This is a genomic window from Rhizobium sp. BK491, assembly GCF_014194925.1.
Classification (GTDB): Bacteria; Pseudomonadota; Alphaproteobacteria; order Rhizobiales; family Rhizobiaceae; genus Rhizobium.
The window spans coordinates 283,762-301,721 of the sequence record NZ_JACIAR010000001.1; the positions used below are offsets into that span (position 1 = coordinate 283,762).

The 17,960-nt window shown below is 58.6% G+C and carries 17 protein-coding genes; 5 read left to right on the forward strand and 12 right to left on the reverse strand.

Annotated elements, in window-relative coordinates:
- Positions 1 to 7 precede the first annotated feature (7 nt).
- Together FHX05_RS01485 and FHX05_RS01490 are read right to left on the reverse strand one after the other, a co-directional pair.
- Positions 8 to 1,909, reverse strand: coding sequence for an ABC transporter ATP-binding protein (locus tag FHX05_RS01485; RefSeq protein ID WP_183870465.1), 1,902 nt, complete (start codon positions 1,907 to 1,909; stop codon positions 8 to 10).
- A 2-nt stretch (positions 1,910 to 1,911) separates the two neighbouring features.
- Positions 1,912 to 3,801 carry an ABC transporter ATP-binding protein gene (locus FHX05_RS01490; protein ID WP_183870466.1) on the reverse strand — a complete coding sequence of 630 codons (1,890 nt, stop codon included), beginning with the start codon at positions 3,799 to 3,801 and terminating at the stop codon, positions 1,912 to 1,914.
- A gap of 228 nt (positions 3,802 to 4,029) precedes the next feature.
- Between FHX05_RS01490 and FHX05_RS01495 the strand changes: the two genes are divergently transcribed.
- On the forward strand, positions 4,030 to 4,686 hold the full coding sequence (locus FHX05_RS01495; RefSeq protein ID WP_183870467.1) for a dihydrofolate reductase family protein: 657 nt from the start codon (positions 4,030 to 4,032) through the stop codon (positions 4,684 to 4,686).
- A gap of 55 nt (positions 4,687 to 4,741) precedes the next feature.
- On the opposite strand, the gene FHX05_RS01500 is transcribed toward FHX05_RS01495, so the two are convergent.
- A complete protein-coding gene (locus FHX05_RS01500) occupies positions 4,742 to 5,623 on the reverse strand; it encodes a LysR family transcriptional regulator (RefSeq protein ID WP_246698827.1) in 882 nt (293 codons plus the stop codon).
- A 101-nt stretch (positions 5,624 to 5,724) separates the two neighbouring features.
- Between FHX05_RS01500 and FHX05_RS01505 the strand changes: the two genes are divergently transcribed.
- Positions 5,725 to 5,952 (forward strand): DUF1127 domain-containing protein, encoded by a 228-nt coding sequence (locus FHX05_RS01505; protein WP_246698828.1) that lies wholly within the window; start codon positions 5,725 to 5,727, stop codon positions 5,950 to 5,952.
- Positions 5,953 to 6,221: 269 nt separating this feature from the next.
- Positions 6,222 to 7,073, forward strand: coding sequence for a D-alanyl-D-alanine carboxypeptidase family protein (locus FHX05_RS01510; RefSeq protein WP_112610323.1), 852 nt, complete (start codon positions 6,222 to 6,224; stop codon positions 7,071 to 7,073).
- Positions 7,074 to 7,293: 220 nt separating this feature from the next.
- On the opposite strand, the gene FHX05_RS01515 is transcribed toward FHX05_RS01510, so the two are convergent.
- The 5 genes from FHX05_RS01515 to metG are packed head-to-tail and all read right to left on the reverse strand — an operon-like array spanning position 7,294 to position 11,584.
- Complete coding sequence (locus FHX05_RS01515) at positions 7,294 to 7,890, reverse strand: SRPBCC family protein (protein ID WP_348648300.1); 597 nt, start codon at positions 7,888 to 7,890, stop codon at positions 7,294 to 7,296.
- A gap of 29 nt (positions 7,891 to 7,919) precedes the next feature.
- On the reverse strand, positions 7,920 to 8,411 hold the full coding sequence (locus tag FHX05_RS01520) for a YbaK/EbsC family protein (RefSeq protein WP_183870470.1): 492 nt from the start codon (positions 8,409 to 8,411) through the stop codon (positions 7,920 to 7,922).
- Complete coding sequence (locus FHX05_RS01525; RefSeq protein WP_112413779.1) at positions 8,408 to 9,235, reverse strand: MBL fold metallo-hydrolase; 828 nt, start codon at positions 9,233 to 9,235, stop codon at positions 8,408 to 8,410. Before FHX05_RS01525 ends, FHX05_RS01520 begins: the two co-directional genes overlap by 4 nt.
- 4 nt (positions 9,236 to 9,239) lie before the next feature.
- On the reverse strand, positions 9,240 to 10,022 hold the full coding sequence (locus FHX05_RS01530; protein WP_183870471.1) for a TatD family hydrolase: 783 nt from the start codon (positions 10,020 to 10,022) through the stop codon (positions 9,240 to 9,242).
- 8 nt (positions 10,023 to 10,030) lie between these two features.
- The gene (gene metG / locus FHX05_RS01535; RefSeq protein ID WP_183870472.1) at positions 10,031 to 11,584 is read right to left on the reverse strand and encodes a methionine--tRNA ligase; all 1,554 of its coding nucleotides are present in this window, start codon (positions 11,582 to 11,584) and stop codon (positions 10,031 to 10,033) included.
- 210 nt (positions 11,585 to 11,794) lie between these two features.
- On the opposite strand from metG, the gene FHX05_RS01540 reads away from it, so the two are divergent.
- Together FHX05_RS01540 and FHX05_RS01545 are read left to right on the forward strand one after the other, a co-directional pair.
- Positions 11,795 to 12,628, forward strand: coding sequence for a sulfite exporter TauE/SafE family protein (locus FHX05_RS01540; protein ID WP_183870473.1), 834 nt, complete (start codon positions 11,795 to 11,797; stop codon positions 12,626 to 12,628).
- Positions 12,629 to 12,751: 123 nt separating this feature from the next.
- Complete coding sequence (locus tag FHX05_RS01545) at positions 12,752 to 13,672, forward strand: LysR family transcriptional regulator (RefSeq protein ID WP_183870474.1); 921 nt, start codon at positions 12,752 to 12,754, stop codon at positions 13,670 to 13,672.
- A gap of 17 nt (positions 13,673 to 13,689) precedes the next feature.
- Here the strand turns inward: FHX05_RS01545 and FHX05_RS01550 are convergent, their stop codons facing one another.
- From FHX05_RS01550 to FHX05_RS01565, 4 genes are all read right to left on the reverse strand, one after another.
- Positions 13,690 to 14,643, reverse strand: a complete 954-nt coding sequence (locus FHX05_RS01550) for an NmrA/HSCARG family protein (protein WP_183870475.1) — start codon at positions 14,641 to 14,643, stop codon at positions 13,690 to 13,692.
- A gap of 242 nt (positions 14,644 to 14,885) precedes the next feature.
- Positions 14,886 to 15,917, reverse strand: coding sequence for a DNA polymerase III subunit delta' (locus tag FHX05_RS01555; protein WP_112602626.1), 1,032 nt, complete (start codon positions 15,915 to 15,917; stop codon positions 14,886 to 14,888).
- On the reverse strand, positions 15,914 to 16,591 hold the full coding sequence (tmk, locus tag FHX05_RS01560) for a dTMP kinase (protein WP_112602628.1): 678 nt from the start codon (positions 16,589 to 16,591) through the stop codon (positions 15,914 to 15,916). Before tmk ends, FHX05_RS01555 begins: the two co-directional genes overlap by 4 nt.
- 153 nt (positions 16,592 to 16,744) lie before the next feature.
- Positions 16,745 to 17,956 carry a D-alanyl-D-alanine carboxypeptidase family protein gene (locus FHX05_RS01565; protein WP_112602630.1) on the reverse strand — a complete coding sequence of 404 codons (1,212 nt, stop codon included), beginning with the start codon at positions 17,954 to 17,956 and terminating at the stop codon, positions 16,745 to 16,747.
- Positions 17,957 to 17,960: the final 4 nt, after the last annotated feature.

Below are 17,960 nucleotides of genomic sequence, written 5' to 3' on the forward strand. Positions count from 1 at the left end.
TCTTATTCTAGGTCTGCGACTCCGCAGGCACTGACACAGACGCCTCTTCCTCCGGAATGTCGTCGAAGGACGCATAATTGAGGTTATAGAGTTTTGAGTAAAGCTTGCCGTTTGCCATCAGCTGATTGTGGTTGCCGCTTTCAAGCAGTTGGCCGTTTTGCAGAACGATGATGCGGTCGGCTTCGCGGATGGTGGCTAGGCGATGGGCGATGACGAGGCCGGTGCGGCCTTCGAGCAGCTTCACCAACGCTTTCTGAATCAGCATTTCGGTGTAGCTGTCGATATTCGCCGTCGCTTCGTCGAGCACGAGGATCTTGGCATCGGCCACGAGAGCGCGGGCGAAGCTGACGAGCTGGCGCTGGCCGAGCGAAAGACCGCCGCCGCGCTCGCCGAGAACGGAATCGTAGCCATCCGGAAGGCGCATGACGAACTCATGCGCGCCGACGGCCTTGGCGGCTTCTATGACTTCCTCGCGCGTCGCCTCCGTCTTGTTGTAGCGGATATTCTCCAGCACCGTGCCAGTGAAGAGGAACGGCTCCTGCAGCACCATGGCGATCTGGCGGCCGAGCGAATCCTGGGTGAGGGAGCGCACGTCGTGACCGCCGACCAGTACTTGGCCCTGCTGCACATCATAGAAGCGATGGATAAGCGCCATCGAACTGGATTTGCCCGAGCCCGTCGGCCCGATCAGCGCCACCGTTTCTCCTGGATTGACCCTGAAGCTGACATTCTTCAGCACAGGGTGCTGCGGATCATAGCCGAAGATCACATCGCGAAATTCCACCGAGCCATCCATATCCGGCGACAGCTCGATCGCATCCGGCGCATCTTTGATGTCAACCGGAACGTCGAGCACTTCGGTCAACCGCTGGCCGGAGGCCATGGCGCGCTGCATCACCGAATATTGCATGGTGAGCGAGCGGATCGGATCGAAGAAGCGCTGGATGTAGAACAGGAAAGCGACCATGATGCCGACATCGAGCCTGTGGTTCAGCACCATCGAGCCGCCGACAATGATAACGATCGCCATCGCCATGCCGGTCAGCGTATCGACGATCGGCACCATGATCTGCGCATAGCGTGCCGCCGTCAGATGCGACTGAAGATTCGTATGTGCCTTGTCATCAAAAAGAGCGAAATTGACGGATTGCCGATGCATGCCCTGGACGGCGCGTACGCCATGGATGGCCTCCGCCAGCGCCCCATTGGTGACGGAGTTGGTCTCATGCGCGTTCATGAAGGCGACACGCGCCTTCGGCAGCCAGAACAGCCGCACGATGAAGAGGATCGGCATGACGGATAGGGTCAGCAGGCCGAGCCGGAAATCGAGCGACAGCATGACGATGACGATGCCGAAAAGCAGGGCTATATCGCCGACGGAAAGCACTGAAGTTTCAAGGAATTCCTGCATCGAGTTCACGTCGCCCTGCAGGCGCGACATCAAACGTCCGACTTCCGTCTTGTCCATGAAGGACAGAGAGACGCGCTGCAGATGCGCGAACATCGCCCGGCGGATGTCGAACAACACTTCTTCGGCGACTTGGCCGACAAAGGTTTCTTGCACGTAGCTCGCGCCGTAGTTGACGAGAATGGCCGCAGCAAAAATCGCCAGGGACAGCCAGAGTGCCGAGTAATCAATGGCACCGGGTGCCATCGCCTTGTCGATCGCATGCCGGATCACGAGCGGGATGACGATCTGCGATCCCGTGAAAAGCAGAACGGCGACGACCGAAATATAGACCTGCCGGCGGTAAGGGCTGACGAAGGCCCAGATGCGGCGGATGATCTTGCTGTCGAAGACCTTGCCAAAGATCTCTTCTTCGACGCGATGCGAGCCGACAACTGCGCGGGGAGGGCGGCGACCGTCGTCGCGCACATCGTTGCGCTCGGTTTCGGTGATTTCCGACATTGTCATACCTCCCTCTTTGCTCTTTCGAGCACATCGCCCGATGTCCTGATGACATCGTCCTCCGGGCGAACCTGCAGATCGTAGAGCGCCTTGTAACGGCCAGCGGCGGCCAAAAGCTGCTCATGCGTGCCGCGCTCGACGATCTCGCCATCCTCGATGAAAAGGATCTGGTCGGCATGCATCAGCGAGCTCAGTCGATGGGCGACGATCAGGGTCACGCGGTCGCGAGCAAAACGCTTCATGGCGCTGCGGATGCGCTGCTCCGTCGCGGCGTCGATCGCGGCGGTGGAATCGTCGAAGACCATGACGGCGGGCTTCAGCATCAATGTCCGGGCGATCGTCAGGCGCTGGCGCTGACCACCGGAAAGAGATACGCCGCGCTCGCCGACGACCGTGGTGTAGCCGGCGGGCAGGCCGAGAATGTAATTATGCAACTGCGCCGACTCTGCGGCGCGCTCGATGCGGGTTTCCTTTGCCCAAGGATCGCCATAGGCAATGTTGTTCTCGATGCTCGTCGTGAACAGGAAGGAATCCTGCTGCACGACGGCAACGTTCTGCCGCAGCGATTGCAGTGTCGCCTTGCGGATATCCTGACCGTCAAGAGTGATCCGTCCGGCCGTGACATCGTAGAAGCGTGGAATGAGATGCGCGATGGTGGACTTGCCGCTACCGGGCGGGCCGACAATGCCGATCGTTTCACCGCGTCTTGCCTCGAAACAGATATTCTTCAACACCGGGCGCTCCTCAGCGCCTGGATAGCTGAAGTCGACATTCTCGAACCGCAGCGTGCCGTCGGTCACGACGAGCGGCTTGGCGTCCGACGCATCCTTGATGGGGATATCGAGATCGAGCAGCGCAAACAGGCGCGAACCGCAGGTCGATGCGCGGGCGAAGGCATTCACCATCAGGCCAAGCTGGCGCACCGGCATCTGCAAGATGGTCATGAAGGTCAGGAACGAGGCCAGCGTGCCGACGCTGATCTCACCCGCAATGACCTTGAGACCACCCAGCCAAAGCACGAGCCCCATAGATGCGAAAAAGGAGAAGTTCATGGCGCTGGTGTTAACCACGCGGATGCCGACGCGCTTGTGCGCCAGCGAAAGCGCATTGTGGGAGGCACGATCGAACTTCAGGATTTCATGCGCCTGAGCGGCAAAGGCCCGGACGACACGGATGCCGCCGAGATTTTCCTCCATGACGCGCGTCAGCACCGAGAGCCGTTCCTGTAGCTCCAGCCATGTCGAACGCAGCCGCAGCTGCGTGACGGAGGAGCGCCAGGCGACGAAGGGCACGAAACTCAAGGCCAGGAGGCCGAGTGCCACATCCGTCGTAAGCAGCATATAGGCGCCGACACCGATCAGCATGGTGAGCAGCACCATACGCACCAGCGCGGTGGAGAAATACATGCGCACGCCTTCGAGATCGAGCAGACCGACGGTGATGAGATCACCGGAATGGACCTTATCGTGGAAGCTGAAGGAGAGCTGCTGGATCTTCTCGTAGCAGGCAAGCCGCAGCTCGTAGCCCATATGGTGGCCGACCGATTCGCTGTAATAATTCTGCACCATCGTGAACAGGCCGCGCAGAATGCTGACGACGAGCAGCAGCAAAGCGGTCGTCATCAAAGCATTTTCGGCGATCTGGCCAGCGGTACCACCAGCGACCGCTGTCTGTGTCTGATCGACCGCGCGACCGAGCAGGCGCGGGATCGTCAGCTGCAACGTTGCAGCTACGAATGTTGCCCCTATGGCGAAGCTCGTCTGCCATGGGTGGCGCAGCGTCATATGGGTGATCCTGACAATCGTCGACAGGCCTTGGCCCCACCCGACCGCATTGATATGCGCACGCGAGGCCAATGGCTTCGCCGCGCTTCTTGATGAATCGCTGCTCACGCTTTTATCCAGGCATAATTGAACGAGGCGGGCCCGCTGACGGGTTCGTATCTCAGGGAAAGTATTGATAGGATGAATTTTGCCGATTCCATGGCGACGTTCAAGAGTCAATCGGTCACAAGTGCCACGCGAACGTTAGATTGCGTGTTCAAAAAAATTGCCGATGAGATGTCGGGATGGGGCTCGATGAGGCGTCCTTTGGGGACCATGCCAGAAAAGGAGAGCATCATGCGCAAGATTATCGCAGCGACATTCATCAGCCTCGACGGCGTCATGCAGGCACCCGGTGGTCCGGACGAGGATCCGACCGGCGGCTTCAAGTATGGCGGCTGGGTCTTCCCGCACTCTGACGAGGAAACCGGCAAGACGCTCTTCGAACTGTTCGAAAAGCCGTTCGATCTGCTGCTCGGCCGCAAGACATATGACATTTTCGCAGCCTATTGGCCCTATATCGACAACGACAATCCGATTGCCAATAAATTCAACAGCGTCACCAAATATGTCGCGACGCGCGGCGACGCCGAATTGAAATGGAACAAGAGCCGATCGCTCGGCAAGGATGTCGTTGCTGCAATAAGGGAACTGAAGGCGGGTGAGGGGCCGGATCTGCTGATCCAGGGCAGTAGCGATTTCATTCAGACCCTGCTCCGCCAAGGGCTGATCGACGAATACCATCTGGTGATCTTTCCGCTGGTGCTGGGCGGCGGCAAGAAGCTGTTTGCCGGCGGGGCAGTGCCTTGCGCAATGAAGCTGCTGCGCAGCAAGATCTCTCCGACCGGCGTCATCTTCGCGACCTACGAACCCGATGGGCCGGTGAAGACGGGCTCCTTCGTTGGTCAGAATCCCTCTGAAGAGGAGATGGAGCGCCGCAGGCGGCTCGAATAGGCAGCCAAGGCCGGGGCGGGACACTGTCTAGATGTCCTGCCAAGGTTTACATCGCCTATTCCGATGTTTGAAAATCACGTAGCGCTTTCATGACTTCGCGAAGACCTCTTGTGAGATGCTTGTCCCGGCGCAACACCATGCCGAGTTGCCGAACGAGCCTCGGCTTGAGTGGCGAGGTAACCAGCTGGCCCGACCTATCCCGTCTCAGAGCCATGTCGGGAAGGATGGACCATCCGAGGCCGGCGGCGACCAGTTCCTTGATGGCTTCGACACTCCCAAACTCCATGGCCGGCTCGGGGTGAACCCTGCCGGCCTCGAACCATCCATTCGTGGCGCGACGCGTGTTGCCGCCTTCGTAAAGCAGCATCGTCTTGGTTTTCATGAACTCTACATCCGGCCCGCCCTCCGGCATCACGCTTCCCTTGGGGGCCACGGCCAGAAGCTCGTCTTCATGGAATGGCTCGACTTCCAGCGAACGGCCAGAGGCGGGCAGGGCAACGACCGCGAGGTCCAACGCATTGGCTTCGAGATCACGCAGAATCTCCTCGATATTGCCGACACGGACGATGATCTCGAGATCGGGCATGCGCTTCTTTGCTATGGCGATGGCGCGGGGCAGCAGATGAATCGAAGCGGTGCCGCCGCTGCCGATTCGCACGCGTCCGACCGATCCCTCTCGAAAAGGCGTCATCGACTCCTCTGCGATCGAGCAGGCTTCGATGATGCGGCGGGCATGCGCAAGCAAATCAAGCCCGGCCGGCGAGGGCTGCGCCCGCCTGCCGACGCGCTCGATCAGCTTTACGCCGAGACGCTGCTCCAGCAGTTTCACCTGCAGGCTGACAGCCGGTTGTGTGAGCCCGGCCTTATCGGCAGCGGCTGTAAAGCTTCCGAGATCGACAACACTGACAAAGGTGGCTAGCTGATCCAGGTTGAACAAAAAAGAATTCCTTATGGTTTGTATAAATATCATAAGCTTCATTCATTGTCAGCGCCAGTGCATCCTAAGCCCATGTTCATATGAGCCTGAGGAGCAGGAAAATGACGACCGATATCGACAGACCGATGCAAGCAGCGGCCGCCGTTGCAGGTAGAGGTCGGCGAAAGCGGGGATTTTGGCGAAAAGCGCTTGAGAGATTCCTGACCTATCTTGAAAAGCGCGAGACGAGATGGAACCTGCGTGAGCTGACCGATGACCAGCTTCGCGACATCGGCATGACGCGCGCCGAAGCCAGGACCGAAGTCAATAAGTCGTGGTTCTGGGGATAGGGCGCTTGAGGGCGTTCAAACCATCGGCGCGCGGGTTGGAACAGCGGTATTTTGCAGCGATTGCCGGCGGAAAGCGGTTGAAAGCTTAGCATTTGGGCGAGGGCGGGCAAAATGGTCTGGGGAGTATTTTCCGATCGTCCTTTTTTCATCCCATTGTTCTTTTTTCCGCCACAGATTTGCCCGATCCATTCCGCTCGAAAGCAGGCAGCCGGTTTCCTCGGTGATCTGCTGTTTCGCCCGGAACATCAAAGTAAGAGACCGCAAAATCCATGCTCAAGACAAAATCCCTGCTCCTCGCCGCGGCGATTTCGACCCTATCGCTTCTCGGCGCAGCTTCGGCAGCGGAGGCCGGGCAGGCGAGTTATCTCGTGGATGCGCATAGCGGTCAGGTGCTGGAAGCATCGAATGAGAACGAGCTGAATTATCCGGCCTCGCTCACCAAGATGATGACGCTCTATCTTGCCTTCGAAGCGCTGCATGACGGCCGCCTGAAATGGGATCAGAAGCTGACCATGTCGGAGAATGCCGAGAGCAAGGAGCCCTTCAAATTCGCGATCGGTGCAGGCCGCAAGGTCACGACGCGCGAGGCTGTCGAAGGCATCGTCGTGCTGTCGGCCAATGATGCGGCTGTCGCGATTGCCGAGCAGCTTGGTGGCTCGGAGGAGAGCTTCGGCAAGATCATGACCGCGAAGGCGCACCAGCTTGGCATGAGCAAGACCGTCTTCAAGAATCCGTCAGGTTTGCCGGATCCGGAACAGGTCACGACCGCACACGATATGGCAACGCTTGGTGTTGCGCTCATGCGCGACTTTCCGGAAGAGTTCAAACTTTTCTCGCTGCGCGGCATGAAGTTCCGCGGCATGAAGCTGCGGGGTCACAACAATCTGATGTATCGTTACGCAGGCGCCGATGGCATCAAGACCGGCTATACCGATGCCTCCGGATACAATCTCGTGACGTCAGCCTCGAAAAACGGCCGCCGCGTAGTCGGCGTCGTGATGGGCGAAAAGACGGCGCAAATTCGCGACGACAAGATGGCGAGCCTTCTTGACGCTTATGTGCCGACAGCGACCGTCGCTACCGGTTCGACAGTGACGGTTAAACAGAGCACCACCAACTGATTTTGGCGCATCGAGGGAGGAGGAAGACGCCGTCGATCGGCGAGGGTGAGTTGCTGACAGCAGTGGGACATGCCAAAACCTCCAAAGTGAAGCCATTGAAATCATTGGCATGTCGCACTTTAAAATAGAATGTACCCGTAAACCACATACTTATCAGATAAGATAGATTATGGAACTAAAGCCGATATCAATACCACAATGAGTTCGACATTTTTCGATTTTATTCCAGATGGTTGGCCAGATTTTCGAGAGTCGATTTCAGTCCCTCGTCATGATCTTCTCTGCTGATACCGTAAGGCACGTTCTCGCAAACTACGGTGACCCTTGTGCCGGTCTGAACTTCTGTCAAGGACCAGCTTATGGTCATCGTCCCGCCAAATGCGGCGTCCTCGGATTCGAAATCCACCGCCTGAACGATGCGTTCATCCGCCACGATCTCGATGAACTGACCAGAGATAATGTCGGTATGCTCGGAGGATTTTCCAGATGTCGAATGATCCGGTGCATCATAGAATAGCACCATTCGATAACTGCCGCCCTTATGCGGTTCGAAGACCTGGATGCGGCACGTCATGCCTTTCGGCGGAAGCCATGAGGCCAGCGCTTCGGGATCGAGGAAAGCTCTGAAGATCGCGTGTGGCGTCGCACGAATTATCCGGGAAGCCGTATCGGTCCTTTTGCCGTCCGAAGCCTCGCCCATCGCATCCTCCCTGTGGCACCACCGCCCGGCTGCATTCGTTATTCTTAGAGCATTTCCGCTTTTCTTCGAATCGCGAAAGCGCTCTATCTTCTTGTTTTTACGCAGTTCCAGACGCAAAACCGCTTCGCACTTTTGCTGGAACTGCTCTAGTTCGCTTTGATGCGGATCACCCTAGCCGCAATCTTCTCGGCCAGCGTCGTTGGATTGCAGGAGAAAATGCTGTCCGGACGCCCGGCCGCGCACCAGACCTGATCATAAGCCAAAAGGCTCTCGTCCATAAAGACAGGCAGATCGACCAAATGGCCGATGGGTGCGACGCCGCCGATGGCAAAGCCGGTTTCGTCGCGAACGCGATCGATATCCGCGCGCTTCAGCCGAACGCCATAAGCCATTGCAATATAAGCGGTGTCGGCATTATGGGCGCCAGAAACAAGAAGCAGCGTCAGTGCCTGCGTATCGGCATTGACGAAGACCAGAGATTTCACGATCTGGCCGACGGCGCATCCTACGGCCTTGGCAGCTTCTTCGGCGGTCCGCGTCGATTGCTCCATGCGCTTGATCGAGATGTCGAGCCCCAGCGTGCGCGCTGCAAGTTCGACGCGCTCCAGGCTGGAAAGCTTCCTGATATCTTCGCTCATAGCTCATCATCCTCCACGTCGAGTTCGATCTGCATCTGATCGTAGGCCGGCTCGACATGATCGGGCGTTTCAGCCAGTACGGTTTCATAATCGAGCGGCGTATGCATGTGGGTCAAGATGGCGTGTTTCGGCGCCAAGCGTTCGATCCATTCGAGCGATTGCTCCAACGACAGATGGCTTGGATGCGGCCGATACTGCAACGCGTCGATGATCAGAATGTCGAGGTTCTGAACTCTTTCTATCGATTCCGGTGGGAAGTCGCTGATATCGCTGCAATAAGCGAGTTTGCCGATACGGAAGCCCAACGAATGGATATCGCCATGTACCTGCTTGTGCGGCCAGAAGCGAATCGGACCGCCTGCCCCATCGATCACGAAACTTTTCTCGAGATTTTCGATCAGCACAGGCCGCACGATCGGTGGATAGCTGCTGCCGGCAGGCGTTTCCAGGCAGTAGCGAAAGCCTTCGCGAATGCGGTCCATCGTCGGCGGATCGGCATAGATCGGGATGCGCTCGTTCGAGATATGGAAATAGCCGCGCAGATCATCGATGCCGTGAATATGGTCGGCATGGGCGTGGGTATAGAGAACGGCGTCGATGAAGCTGACGCCGGCATGGATCATCTGTTCGCGAAAATCCGGACCGGTATCGATGACGACGGTGGTAATGCCGCCATCCGGTGCGATCTGCTCGATGAGAAAGGCAGCGCGCGTGCGGCGGTTTTTTGCGTTTTTCGGATCGCAGGCGCCCCAATCGCCGGTAATACGCGGAACACCCGGCGACGATGAACAGCCCAAAATGGTGAAGCGTCGCCGGTATGTCACGACGTCAGACCCTCGTCATTTTGGAGAAGCAGCGGAAGGCGTTTTCGGTCGTGATGTCGGCGATCTCGTCCATGCTGACACCGATCGTATCGGCCAGCACTTCGGCAGTGTTGATGACATAGGACGGCTCATTGCGTTTTCCCCGCCAGCGCTTCGGCGCGAGATATGGCGCATCCGTTTCGACCAGCAGACGATCGTGTGGGACAGTCTTGGCGATCTCGCGCAGCTCTTCCGATTTCGGAAAGGTCAGGATGCCGGAAAAGGAAATATAGCCGCCGAGCTCGACGCCGATCTGGGCAAGGGCAGGGCCGGCAGAAAAGCAATGGAGGATAAAGGGGAAAGCCCCCTTCCCTGTTTCCTCCGTCAGGATCGCGGCCATGTCCTCGTCGGCGCTGCGGCTGTGGATGACGAGCGGCAGCTGCGTTTCGCGCGCGGCAGCGATATGGCGCAGGAAACCGGTCTTCTGGTCTTCCGGCTTGACGGTATCGTAGAAGTAATCGAGACCCGCCTCGCCGATCGCGACGATCTTCTCATGCTGGTTTGCCAACCGCACGAGATCTTCCGTCTGAATATCAAGCTCCTGATCGGCGCTGTTCGGATGAGTGCCGACCGAGCAGAAAACGGACGGATAACGCTCGGTAAGAGCAAGCAATCCGTCGAGCTTCCTGACCTTTGTCGAAATGGTGACCATCTGCTTGACGCCCATCTCGTGAGCGCGAGCGACGATCGCGTCGCGCTCCTCTTCGAAGTCGGCAAAATCCAGATGGCAGTGCGTGTCGATCAGCATGGAAAACCTTATTCGGCAGTCGGCGCGACATAGCGCGGGAAGACCGGCTTTGGTGCCTCCAGCGGCGTTCCGGCAACGAGGCGGCCGGCCTCGCCGAGGGCTGCGAAATCGCGCTTGTCGGCTGGGATGGCGATGAGATCCAAGAGCTTACCCGAGGATTCCGGCATGAAGGGCTGCAGGAGAATGCCGATCTGACGCACGACATCGGCCGTGACATACAGCACGGTTGCCATGCGCGCCGGATCGGTCTTCTTCAGCGCCCAGGGCTCCTGGCTCGCGAAATAGCGGTCGGTTTCGGAAACCACCGCGATGATGGAAGCGAGAGCGCGATGGATCAGCTGCTTGCCCATGTCTTCGCGGGTCGAGGCAAGCAACGCGTCGGCCTGAGCCAAAAGCGCCTTGTCTTCATCCGTCAGCGGACCGCATTCAGGAATCTGTCCGTCGCAGTTCTTCACGATCATCGACAGCGAGCGGCTGGCGAGATTGCCAATGCCATTGGCGAGGTCGGAATTAATGCGCGTGCCGATCGCTTCTTCGCTGTAGCTGCCGTCCTGGCCGAAGGAGACTTCGCGCAGAAAGAAGTAGCGCACCTGGTCGAGGCCGAAATGGTTCACCAGATTGACCGGATCGACAACGTTGCCGAGCGACTTCGACATCTTCTCGCCCTTGTTGAGCAAGAAGCCGTGGGCATAGACACGCTTCGGCAGCGGCAGCTTCGCCGACATCAGGAAGGCCGGCCAGTAGACGGCATGGAAACGAATGATGTCCTTGCCGATGATATGAAGATCGGCAGGCCAGTATTTCGCCCTCGGATTGTTCTTATCCTCGATGTAGCCGGTCGCCGTGATGTAGTTCGTCAGAGCGTCGACCCAGACATACATGACGTGCGTGGGATCGTTGGGCACCTTGATACCCCAATCGAAAGTCGTGCGGGAAATCGACAGATCCTTCAGGCCGGACTTGACGAAGGAAATGACTTCGTTGCGGCGTTCGGCCGGACCGATGAAATCCGGGTTCTCTTCGTAAAGCTTCAGCAGCCGGTCCTGGTATTCGGAGAGCTTGAAGAAGTAGCTTGCCTCCTCCACCCACTCGACCGGCGTGCCTTGCGGCCCGTAGCGCACGCCATCGGCGCGCAGCTCGGTTTCGTTTTCCTGGTAATAGGCTTCGTCACGCACGGAATACCAGCCGGCATAGGAATCCTTGTAGATGTCGCCGGCATCGGCCATCAGGTTCCAGATGTTCTGCGAGGTCTCGTGGTGGCGCGGCTGCGTCGTGCGGATGAAATCGTCATTCGACGCATTCAGCAACTTGCCCATCGCCTGGAATTCATCGGAATTGCGATTGGCGAGCTGCTGCGGTTCCATGCCTTCGGCCCGCGCCGTCTGCTGCATCTTCTGGCCATGCTCGTCCGTACCCGTCAGAAAGAAGACATCGCGGCCATCGAGGCGCTGGAAACGTGCCAGCGCATCAGTGGCGATCAACTCATAGGCATGGCCGATATGCGGCTTGCCGTTGGGATAGGCGATCGCGGTGGTGATGTAGAACGGAGTTTTTTCGGTCATGTGAGGCAGTGGCCCGCTTTTACTGTTACGTCGCTGTTATTCTTGCTCCGCTCGCTTTAGCGCATGTTTGCCATGAGCGAAACACCAAGTTTCGCGCGCGCAGCATTCGGAACTTCAGGATGGCGCTTTGCTTGACTCGACTCCCCCTCGCCTTTACCCCTTCGGGAGAGTGGAACGCAGGACAGACGTAGCCGTGGATTTCATCGTTTTATGTATTGGTCTGCCAAACGGCTTCAAGAGGCCGTGAGTTTGATCGATTCCTTTCAGCCGCTTTATTCCTTTTCCGGCTTTTTCGTTGGCATGCTTGTGGGCATTACAGGGGTCGGCGGCGGCTCGCTGATGACCCCCCTGCTCGTACTTCTCTTCGGTGTCCATCCGGCAACGGCCGTTGGCACGGATCTGCTCTATGCCGCAATCACCAAGACCGCGGGAACGGCCGTGCACGGCATGCACGGACGCGTCAATTGGAAGGTTGTGAGCCTTTTGGCGTCAGGCAGCGTTCCCGCGGCGCTTGCCATGCTCTGGATCATGGCCGGCGTCAATCGCGAGAGCCCCGCCGTTGCTCATACCATCACCCTGTCGTTGGGCTGTCTTTTGCTTTTGACGGCGCTGATGCTGATTTTCCGTGGCCAGATCCTCAAGGCCATCCGCAAATGGCGCGGCGAACGCGGAACGATATCGCCACGCAATATTGCTCTGCTCACAGTCATCCTCGGCCTTATGCTCGGTATCCTCGTCACGATGACCTCGGTCGGCGCCGGCGCGCTCGGTGTCACCGTCCTGCTGGTGCTCTATCCGCAGACGGATGTCCGCGAAATCGTCGGCTCCGACATCGTCCATGCCGTGCCGCTGACTTTGATCGGTGGCATGGGCTATTGGTTCATCGGCGAGATCAACTGGACGATGCTGTTCGCTCTGTTGGTGGGGTCGATTCCAGGTATCGTCGCCGGTAGCCTGCTCGCGCCTCGCCTGCATGAGCGGTCCGTGCGCATCATTCTTGCCGTGACGCTCACGATCGTTGCCGGGAAGCTGATCTTTCCCTAGGTCGCCCTGAACATAATGCCGGATTGACAGCCGGTACGATCATGCAGTCGCCTTGGAAGGGTTGCCGTAGCTAAAGGCGATTGATCAATTTATAAGAGGTAATGAACCTGATTTCGCCAAAAAATGGATGATCAAGGCCTTTCCCTGGATCGGATGCGGACGTTCGTCCGGGTTGTAGAACGTGGTCGTTTGTCGGCTGCTGCGCGAGAGCTTGGCCTTGGTCAATCGACGGTAACCCGCCATATCAATGAGTTGGAGGCGGCCGTGGGGGTCCCTCTTCTCGGAAGAACCACACGCCGCGTCACGCTCACCGAGGAAGGGAGCCGCTACTATGCAAACTGCCTGCAGATTCTGCGGCTTGTCGAGCAGGCCACCGAAGAAGCAAGAAATGCGCGGCGGTCGCCGGCAGGTGCCGTTCGTCTGTCCTGCACTGCTGCTCTCGGCGTCATGCACGTCACGCGGATGATTTTCGATTTTCAAGATCGATATCCGGAGATCAGGGTAGATCTTAATCTTACGGATGAGCGCATCGATCTCGCTCGTGAGGGGATTGATATCGCTTTGCGTCTGGGGCCGATTGCCGATGACGCCATGAAGCTCGTTTCCATCGGAAAAAGCCATCGAAGGCTCGTGGGTTCGCCCGATTATTTTCGCCGCAAAGGGCGGCCCACACGTCCCGCCGACCTCGCGCAGCACGATAGCGTGGTAATGTCCAACATTGCCGGAAGCGATCAGCTTATTCTGTTTGATCCGGATGGGATGCGTCTGGTGGTTCCGGTGAGCGGAATGCTGCGGGTCGATCACGGCCTCGCTGCTCGCGCTGCTCTGGCGGCCGGCCGCGGCATCGGTCCCGCTCACCTCTGGCTGGTTCAGGATCTGCTCGATGCCGGTACGCTCGAAGTCCTGTTTGACGAGTACGACCTTGAGGCGGTTCCCATCAGCCTGCTCGTCGTCCCCGAACGAGCAGGCGTCGCTCGCGTACGGCTACTAGTCGATTTCCTCGTCAAGGAGTTAAAGAAGCTGCCAGGCATCGCTGTGAGCTGAGAGACAGGCAATCGGCCTCAAAGTCCGAACGCTCGCTTTTCACCGCGCCAGCCGGTGGTTCGCAAAAATTGCTCCCAGTTCAATGTGTCCGAACCCAAGCGGCGACTCCAGCCGAGATCATGTTCTCCACTGAAATAGCCATATTCGACGGCATATTCGACCATCCCCAAAATTTCGCGGACGAGCAGCTCGTTGGCGGCGAATTCCGGAAAATACTGCAGGAGGCCGTCCCTGGAAAAGGCGTTCCGATATTCGGCTTTCAGGCCCGTTACGCGCCGGAAGGTATCGACCATTTCACGCGGTGAAATGATATCGCCCACGATCGGAAGCGTCTTTCCGTTGTAGCGTTCAGGGTGGGAGAAGATCTCCAGGACGACAGGACCGGTGGCCGTCAACGGATCGACGAAAGGTGCGGCGACGTCTTCCGGCAGATAGATCGGCAATAGGAGCGTGTCGCCATCATACCGAGGAACATAATATTCGAGCAGGTTGGTGTAGAAGAACGCGAGCATGACGAAGGAGTGCGAGACCGGAAGTCCGCGTATATAATCGGCAACCTTTGCCTTGTCGGTGAAGTGTGGCGCATATTTCGTCCGGCCTGAGATCTTTTCGACATTCTCCAGCGTGCTGAAGACCACATGGCCGACCCCGGCCTCCACGGCAGCATCGGCCAATTGCCGGCCAAGCGGCGCCTCACTCGTGTCTGGCGGCGCGATAGGAGGCGTCATCAGGAAGGCGCCGGCAGCGCCCTCGAAGGCACCCACGAGTTCCTTTGTCCGGCCGAGTTCGAGCGGCACCGTCACGATTTCCGCCCCTAACGCCTGCAGCGCGCGCGCTGAGGGTGAATCCTTGCTCCGAGTAAGCGCACGGACGCGGAAGCGTTGACTTTGAAGCAGCGTCGTCGCCACGCTTCGCCCTTGCTTGCTCGTCGCACCGACAATCGCGATCAACGGTTTGTCATGTAGTGTCACGGTTAGTCTCCAATCCAATTCCACAGCCGAAAAGCTGCGGCACCTTCAAATGAGACCGATCACTTCAGCTGGGATACGGTCTGACCATGAAGGTAGGGGGCCGCATCGCGCTGCACTACACGCTGGTAATGGATTACATCATGCCGTTTTTTGGATATATCGCTGTGATGATCCGCATGCATCTCTCGCCGCAAAACTAAGGAATGCAGCGAGTTTTCATTCCCGGAAATCGCATAGGGAAGCTAGGCTGAAAGCTGCTGTTTGAGCTCGCCGAGGATGGTAATCAGCGTCTGCTTACGATCGAGATTATAGGCCTGCGACACGTTCAGCCGCTCTGTGGTCTCGGAATGCAGCCGTGCCAGCCTTTCGGCCGTCGAAATCGAGCCGTCAAGCGCGGCGGCGCGGGCTCGCTCGATGATATCGTCGCCGATATGCGACAGGAAGAAGCCGAAGATCGTGTCGCTGTCCTTGCCGGAAAGCGCGTCAGCGAGTCGATGCATTGCCTTGCGTGCCGCAGGTCCGTCTGCCGAAAGCACCTGGCGGTAAGCTTCGATGATCTCGCCGCCACCATAGTTCAGGAGCTTGAGCGCCTCGCTGACGCTGCCTTTGGCTGCTGAAAGCACGTCGTTCCCCTGCCCTGGCGGCACGCCAAGATTTTCGAGCGCCCAGCGCAGAGGCTCGTTTTCGAGCGGCGCGAGCTTCAGAGGCAGACAGCGCGAGCGTATCGTCGGCAAAAGCCGGCCTGGCGCATGCGACAGCACCAGGAACAAAGCGCGCTTCGGCGGCTCCTCGAGGATTTTCAGGATGGCGTTGGCCGCGCTTCGGTTGAGATCGTCGGCGGGATCGATGATGACGATGCGCCAGTTGCCCGTGCCTGATGTCTGCGAGAAGAATTTTCCGGCGCGGCGCACTTCGTCGACGGTGATCGCGGATTTCATCTTGCCGGTCTTGTCGTCGACCGGCCGGCTCAAATGCAGCAGATTATGCGATGCTCCGCCGGAAATCTGCCGGCTGACGACGGATGCCGGGTCGGGATCGCCGATCGTCTTAGGCGCAGATGCCGGATCGGGATGGGAGAGGACGTGATTGGCGAAACGGAAGGCAAGGGTCGCCTTACCGATGCCTTCGGGGCCTTCGATCAGCATGGCATGATGCCCCTTGCCGGAGCGATAGGATTGGGCGAGGAAGGCTTCGGCTTCTTGATGGCCGAACAGCTTCGTATTGTCCTGCGGAGGAATGGCGCCGTCGAGGACACCCGGTCGCTCGTCGCTCATTGCGCGGCTTCCGATCTGGCGACGATATTGGCAGCGCCGAGCCTCTTGTCGACGATCCCGGCAATTTCGGCGGCGATCTCATCTTCCGGCTTCAGGGCGTCGATGACGTGGCAACGCTCGGGCTCGCGGGCGGCGATATCGAGGAACGCCTCGCGGCGCTTCTCGTGGGTCTGCATCTCTTCCTTTTCGAAGCGATCGGGTGCGGTTACGGCGGAGGCGCGCTTGCGTGCGCGCTCCAGACCGACTTCGGCGGGAATGTCGAGAATCAGCGTGCAATGCGGAATGACGCCGTTGACGGCAACCCTCTGCAGAGCCTCGATATAGTCAGGCTCGAGATTGCCCGTCACACCCTGATAGACGCGCGAGGAATCCATGAACCGATCGCAAAGGACGATGGTGCCGCGCGAAAGTGCCGGACGAATGACGTCCTCGACATGATCGTTGCGGGCAGCAGCGAAGAGGATCGCCTCCATGCGCGTGCCGAAGGTTTCCGCAGCACCTGAAAGCAGGACGTGCCGTACCGCTTCCGCTCCTGGCGAGCCCCCGGGTTCACGCGTTACCAGAACCTCGTGACCACGCTCGCGCAACCGCTCAGCCAGCCGGCGAATCTGGGTGGATTTGCCAGCCCCCTCGCCGCCTTCAAAGCTTACGAATAATCCGTCTGCATCAGCCAATGATCATGTCCTGCACTTTTCGCGTGCCATTCGTGCGGCGTGCGATACGCATCCTGTTTAACCCAAGACATGTTCAGGTGGAACCGTGCATGTCCCGGTCTCCGCCACTCTATATGGGGTGTGAACAGAGATTTCGCGAGCCTTACAACCCACTCACGTCGGCAAAGGCTTGTCCCACAGCCAGGAGAACAGCAGCGATTCCGTCAGTTCCATGAAGGCATCGAAAGCGCGGCGACCCAATGTGCCCCGCTCGACCGATTCCTTCGTATAGAGTGGCAGCTCCCGCACCAAACGCGCGCCCAGGAACACGCGAAGGGTGCCGGCTTCGTAACCCGCAGCCACCGGTGCCGTCAAAGGCCAGCGATAGACGATGCGCGCCGAAAGCCGATCCGGCGTCTCAATCGGAACATAGACGTCGACGGGTATTTTCGCCTGCAGGCCGACGGTAGAAGCAGCGCCGCCATAGACGCTGGCGTCGCCGATCACTTCGCCATCGGCGAAGATACGCTGGCTCTTGAAATTGCTGAGGCCCCATTCGAGGACACGGCGCGTCTCCTCGATGCGTTCCTTGTCGCTCTTCAACCCTCCGAGTGCCAGGAACAGCCGGCGGCCATCGCGCTGAATGGACGCTACGATCGAAAAGCCTTCCCCTTCCGCAAAGCCAAGCCCCAGACCATCCACGCCGATATTGAGCAGAAGCATCGGGTTCTTGTTGCGCTGATAGATCTTGTTCCAGGTAAAGTCGGCCTGCCCGAAATATTTGTAGAGATCCGGGTGCTTCTCCTGCAGGTCCTGCGCCAGCATGACCATCTCTCGCGCGGAAACCTTGCCGCCGGCATTGGGATCGTCGGCATCCGGCAGGCCGGTGGAATTGGTGAAGGTGGACCGGGACATCCCGATCTCTCTTGCGCGCGCCGTCATGCGACGGGCGAATTCGCGTTCGCTGACAGACATGCCTTCCGCCAGAACGATACAGGCGTCGTTTGCCTGCTGTACGGCAATACCCTGGATCAGATCGCCGACGCGGATGCGCGATTTCAGAGCTGCGAACATTGTCGATGCGCGTGAGGGAGCGCCGCCCGTACGCCAGGCATTTTCCGAGACGGGATATTCGGTATCGAGATTGATCTCCCCTCGCCCGATCGCATCGAAAACGACATCCAGCGTCATCAGTTTCGCAAGCGACGCAGGCGAAATCAGCTGATCCTCGTTTTTGGCAAGCAGGATAGTACCGGTCGACGCCTCGATCATGAATGCCTGCGCGGCTTTCGTGTCGAAAGCACCTGGCGCGGCCGGCTGCGCGAAGGCCGTGACCTTCGCGAACCCGAGGAGAAGAAGGAACAAAAGAATCAAGCGCTTTGGCATATCG

What these genes read in the sequence shown, in the direction of transcription:
- FHX05_RS01565 (WP_112602630.1), bottom strand. Translation starts at nt 17,956, where the DNA reads ATGCCAAAGCGCTTGATTCTTTTGTTCCTTCTTCTCCTCGGGTTCGCG.
- FHX05_RS01505 (WP_246698828.1), top strand. Translation starts at nt 5,725, where the DNA reads ATGACGACCGATATCGACAGACCGATGCAAGCAGCGGCCGCCGTTGCA.
- FHX05_RS01540 (WP_183870473.1), top strand. Translation starts at nt 11,795, where the DNA reads ATGTATTGGTCTGCCAAACGGCTTCAAGAGGCCGTGAGTTTGATCGAT.
- FHX05_RS01530 (WP_183870471.1), bottom strand. Translation starts at nt 10,022, where the DNA reads ATGCTGATCGACACGCACTGCCATCTGGATTTTGCCGACTTCGAAGAG.
- FHX05_RS01485 (WP_183870465.1), bottom strand. Translation starts at nt 1,909, where the DNA reads ATGTCGGAAATCACCGAAACCGAGCGCAACGATGTGCGCGACGACGGT.
- FHX05_RS01510 (WP_112610323.1), top strand. Translation starts at nt 6,222, where the DNA reads ATGCTCAAGACAAAATCCCTGCTCCTCGCCGCGGCGATTTCGACCCTA.
- metG (WP_183870472.1), bottom strand. Translation starts at nt 11,584, where the DNA reads ATGACCGAAAAAACTCCGTTCTACATCACCACCGCGATCGCCTATCCC.
- FHX05_RS01495 (WP_183870467.1), top strand. Translation starts at nt 4,030, where the DNA reads ATGCGCAAGATTATCGCAGCGACATTCATCAGCCTCGACGGCGTCATG.
- FHX05_RS01555 (WP_112602626.1), bottom strand. Translation starts at nt 15,917, where the DNA reads ATGAGCGACGAGCGACCGGGTGTCCTCGACGGCGCCATTCCTCCGCAG.
- FHX05_RS01545 (WP_183870474.1), top strand. Translation starts at nt 12,752, where the DNA reads ATGGATGATCAAGGCCTTTCCCTGGATCGGATGCGGACGTTCGTCCGG.
- FHX05_RS01520 (WP_183870470.1), bottom strand. Translation starts at nt 8,411, where the DNA reads ATGAGCGAAGATATCAGGAAGCTTTCCAGCCTGGAGCGCGTCGAACTT.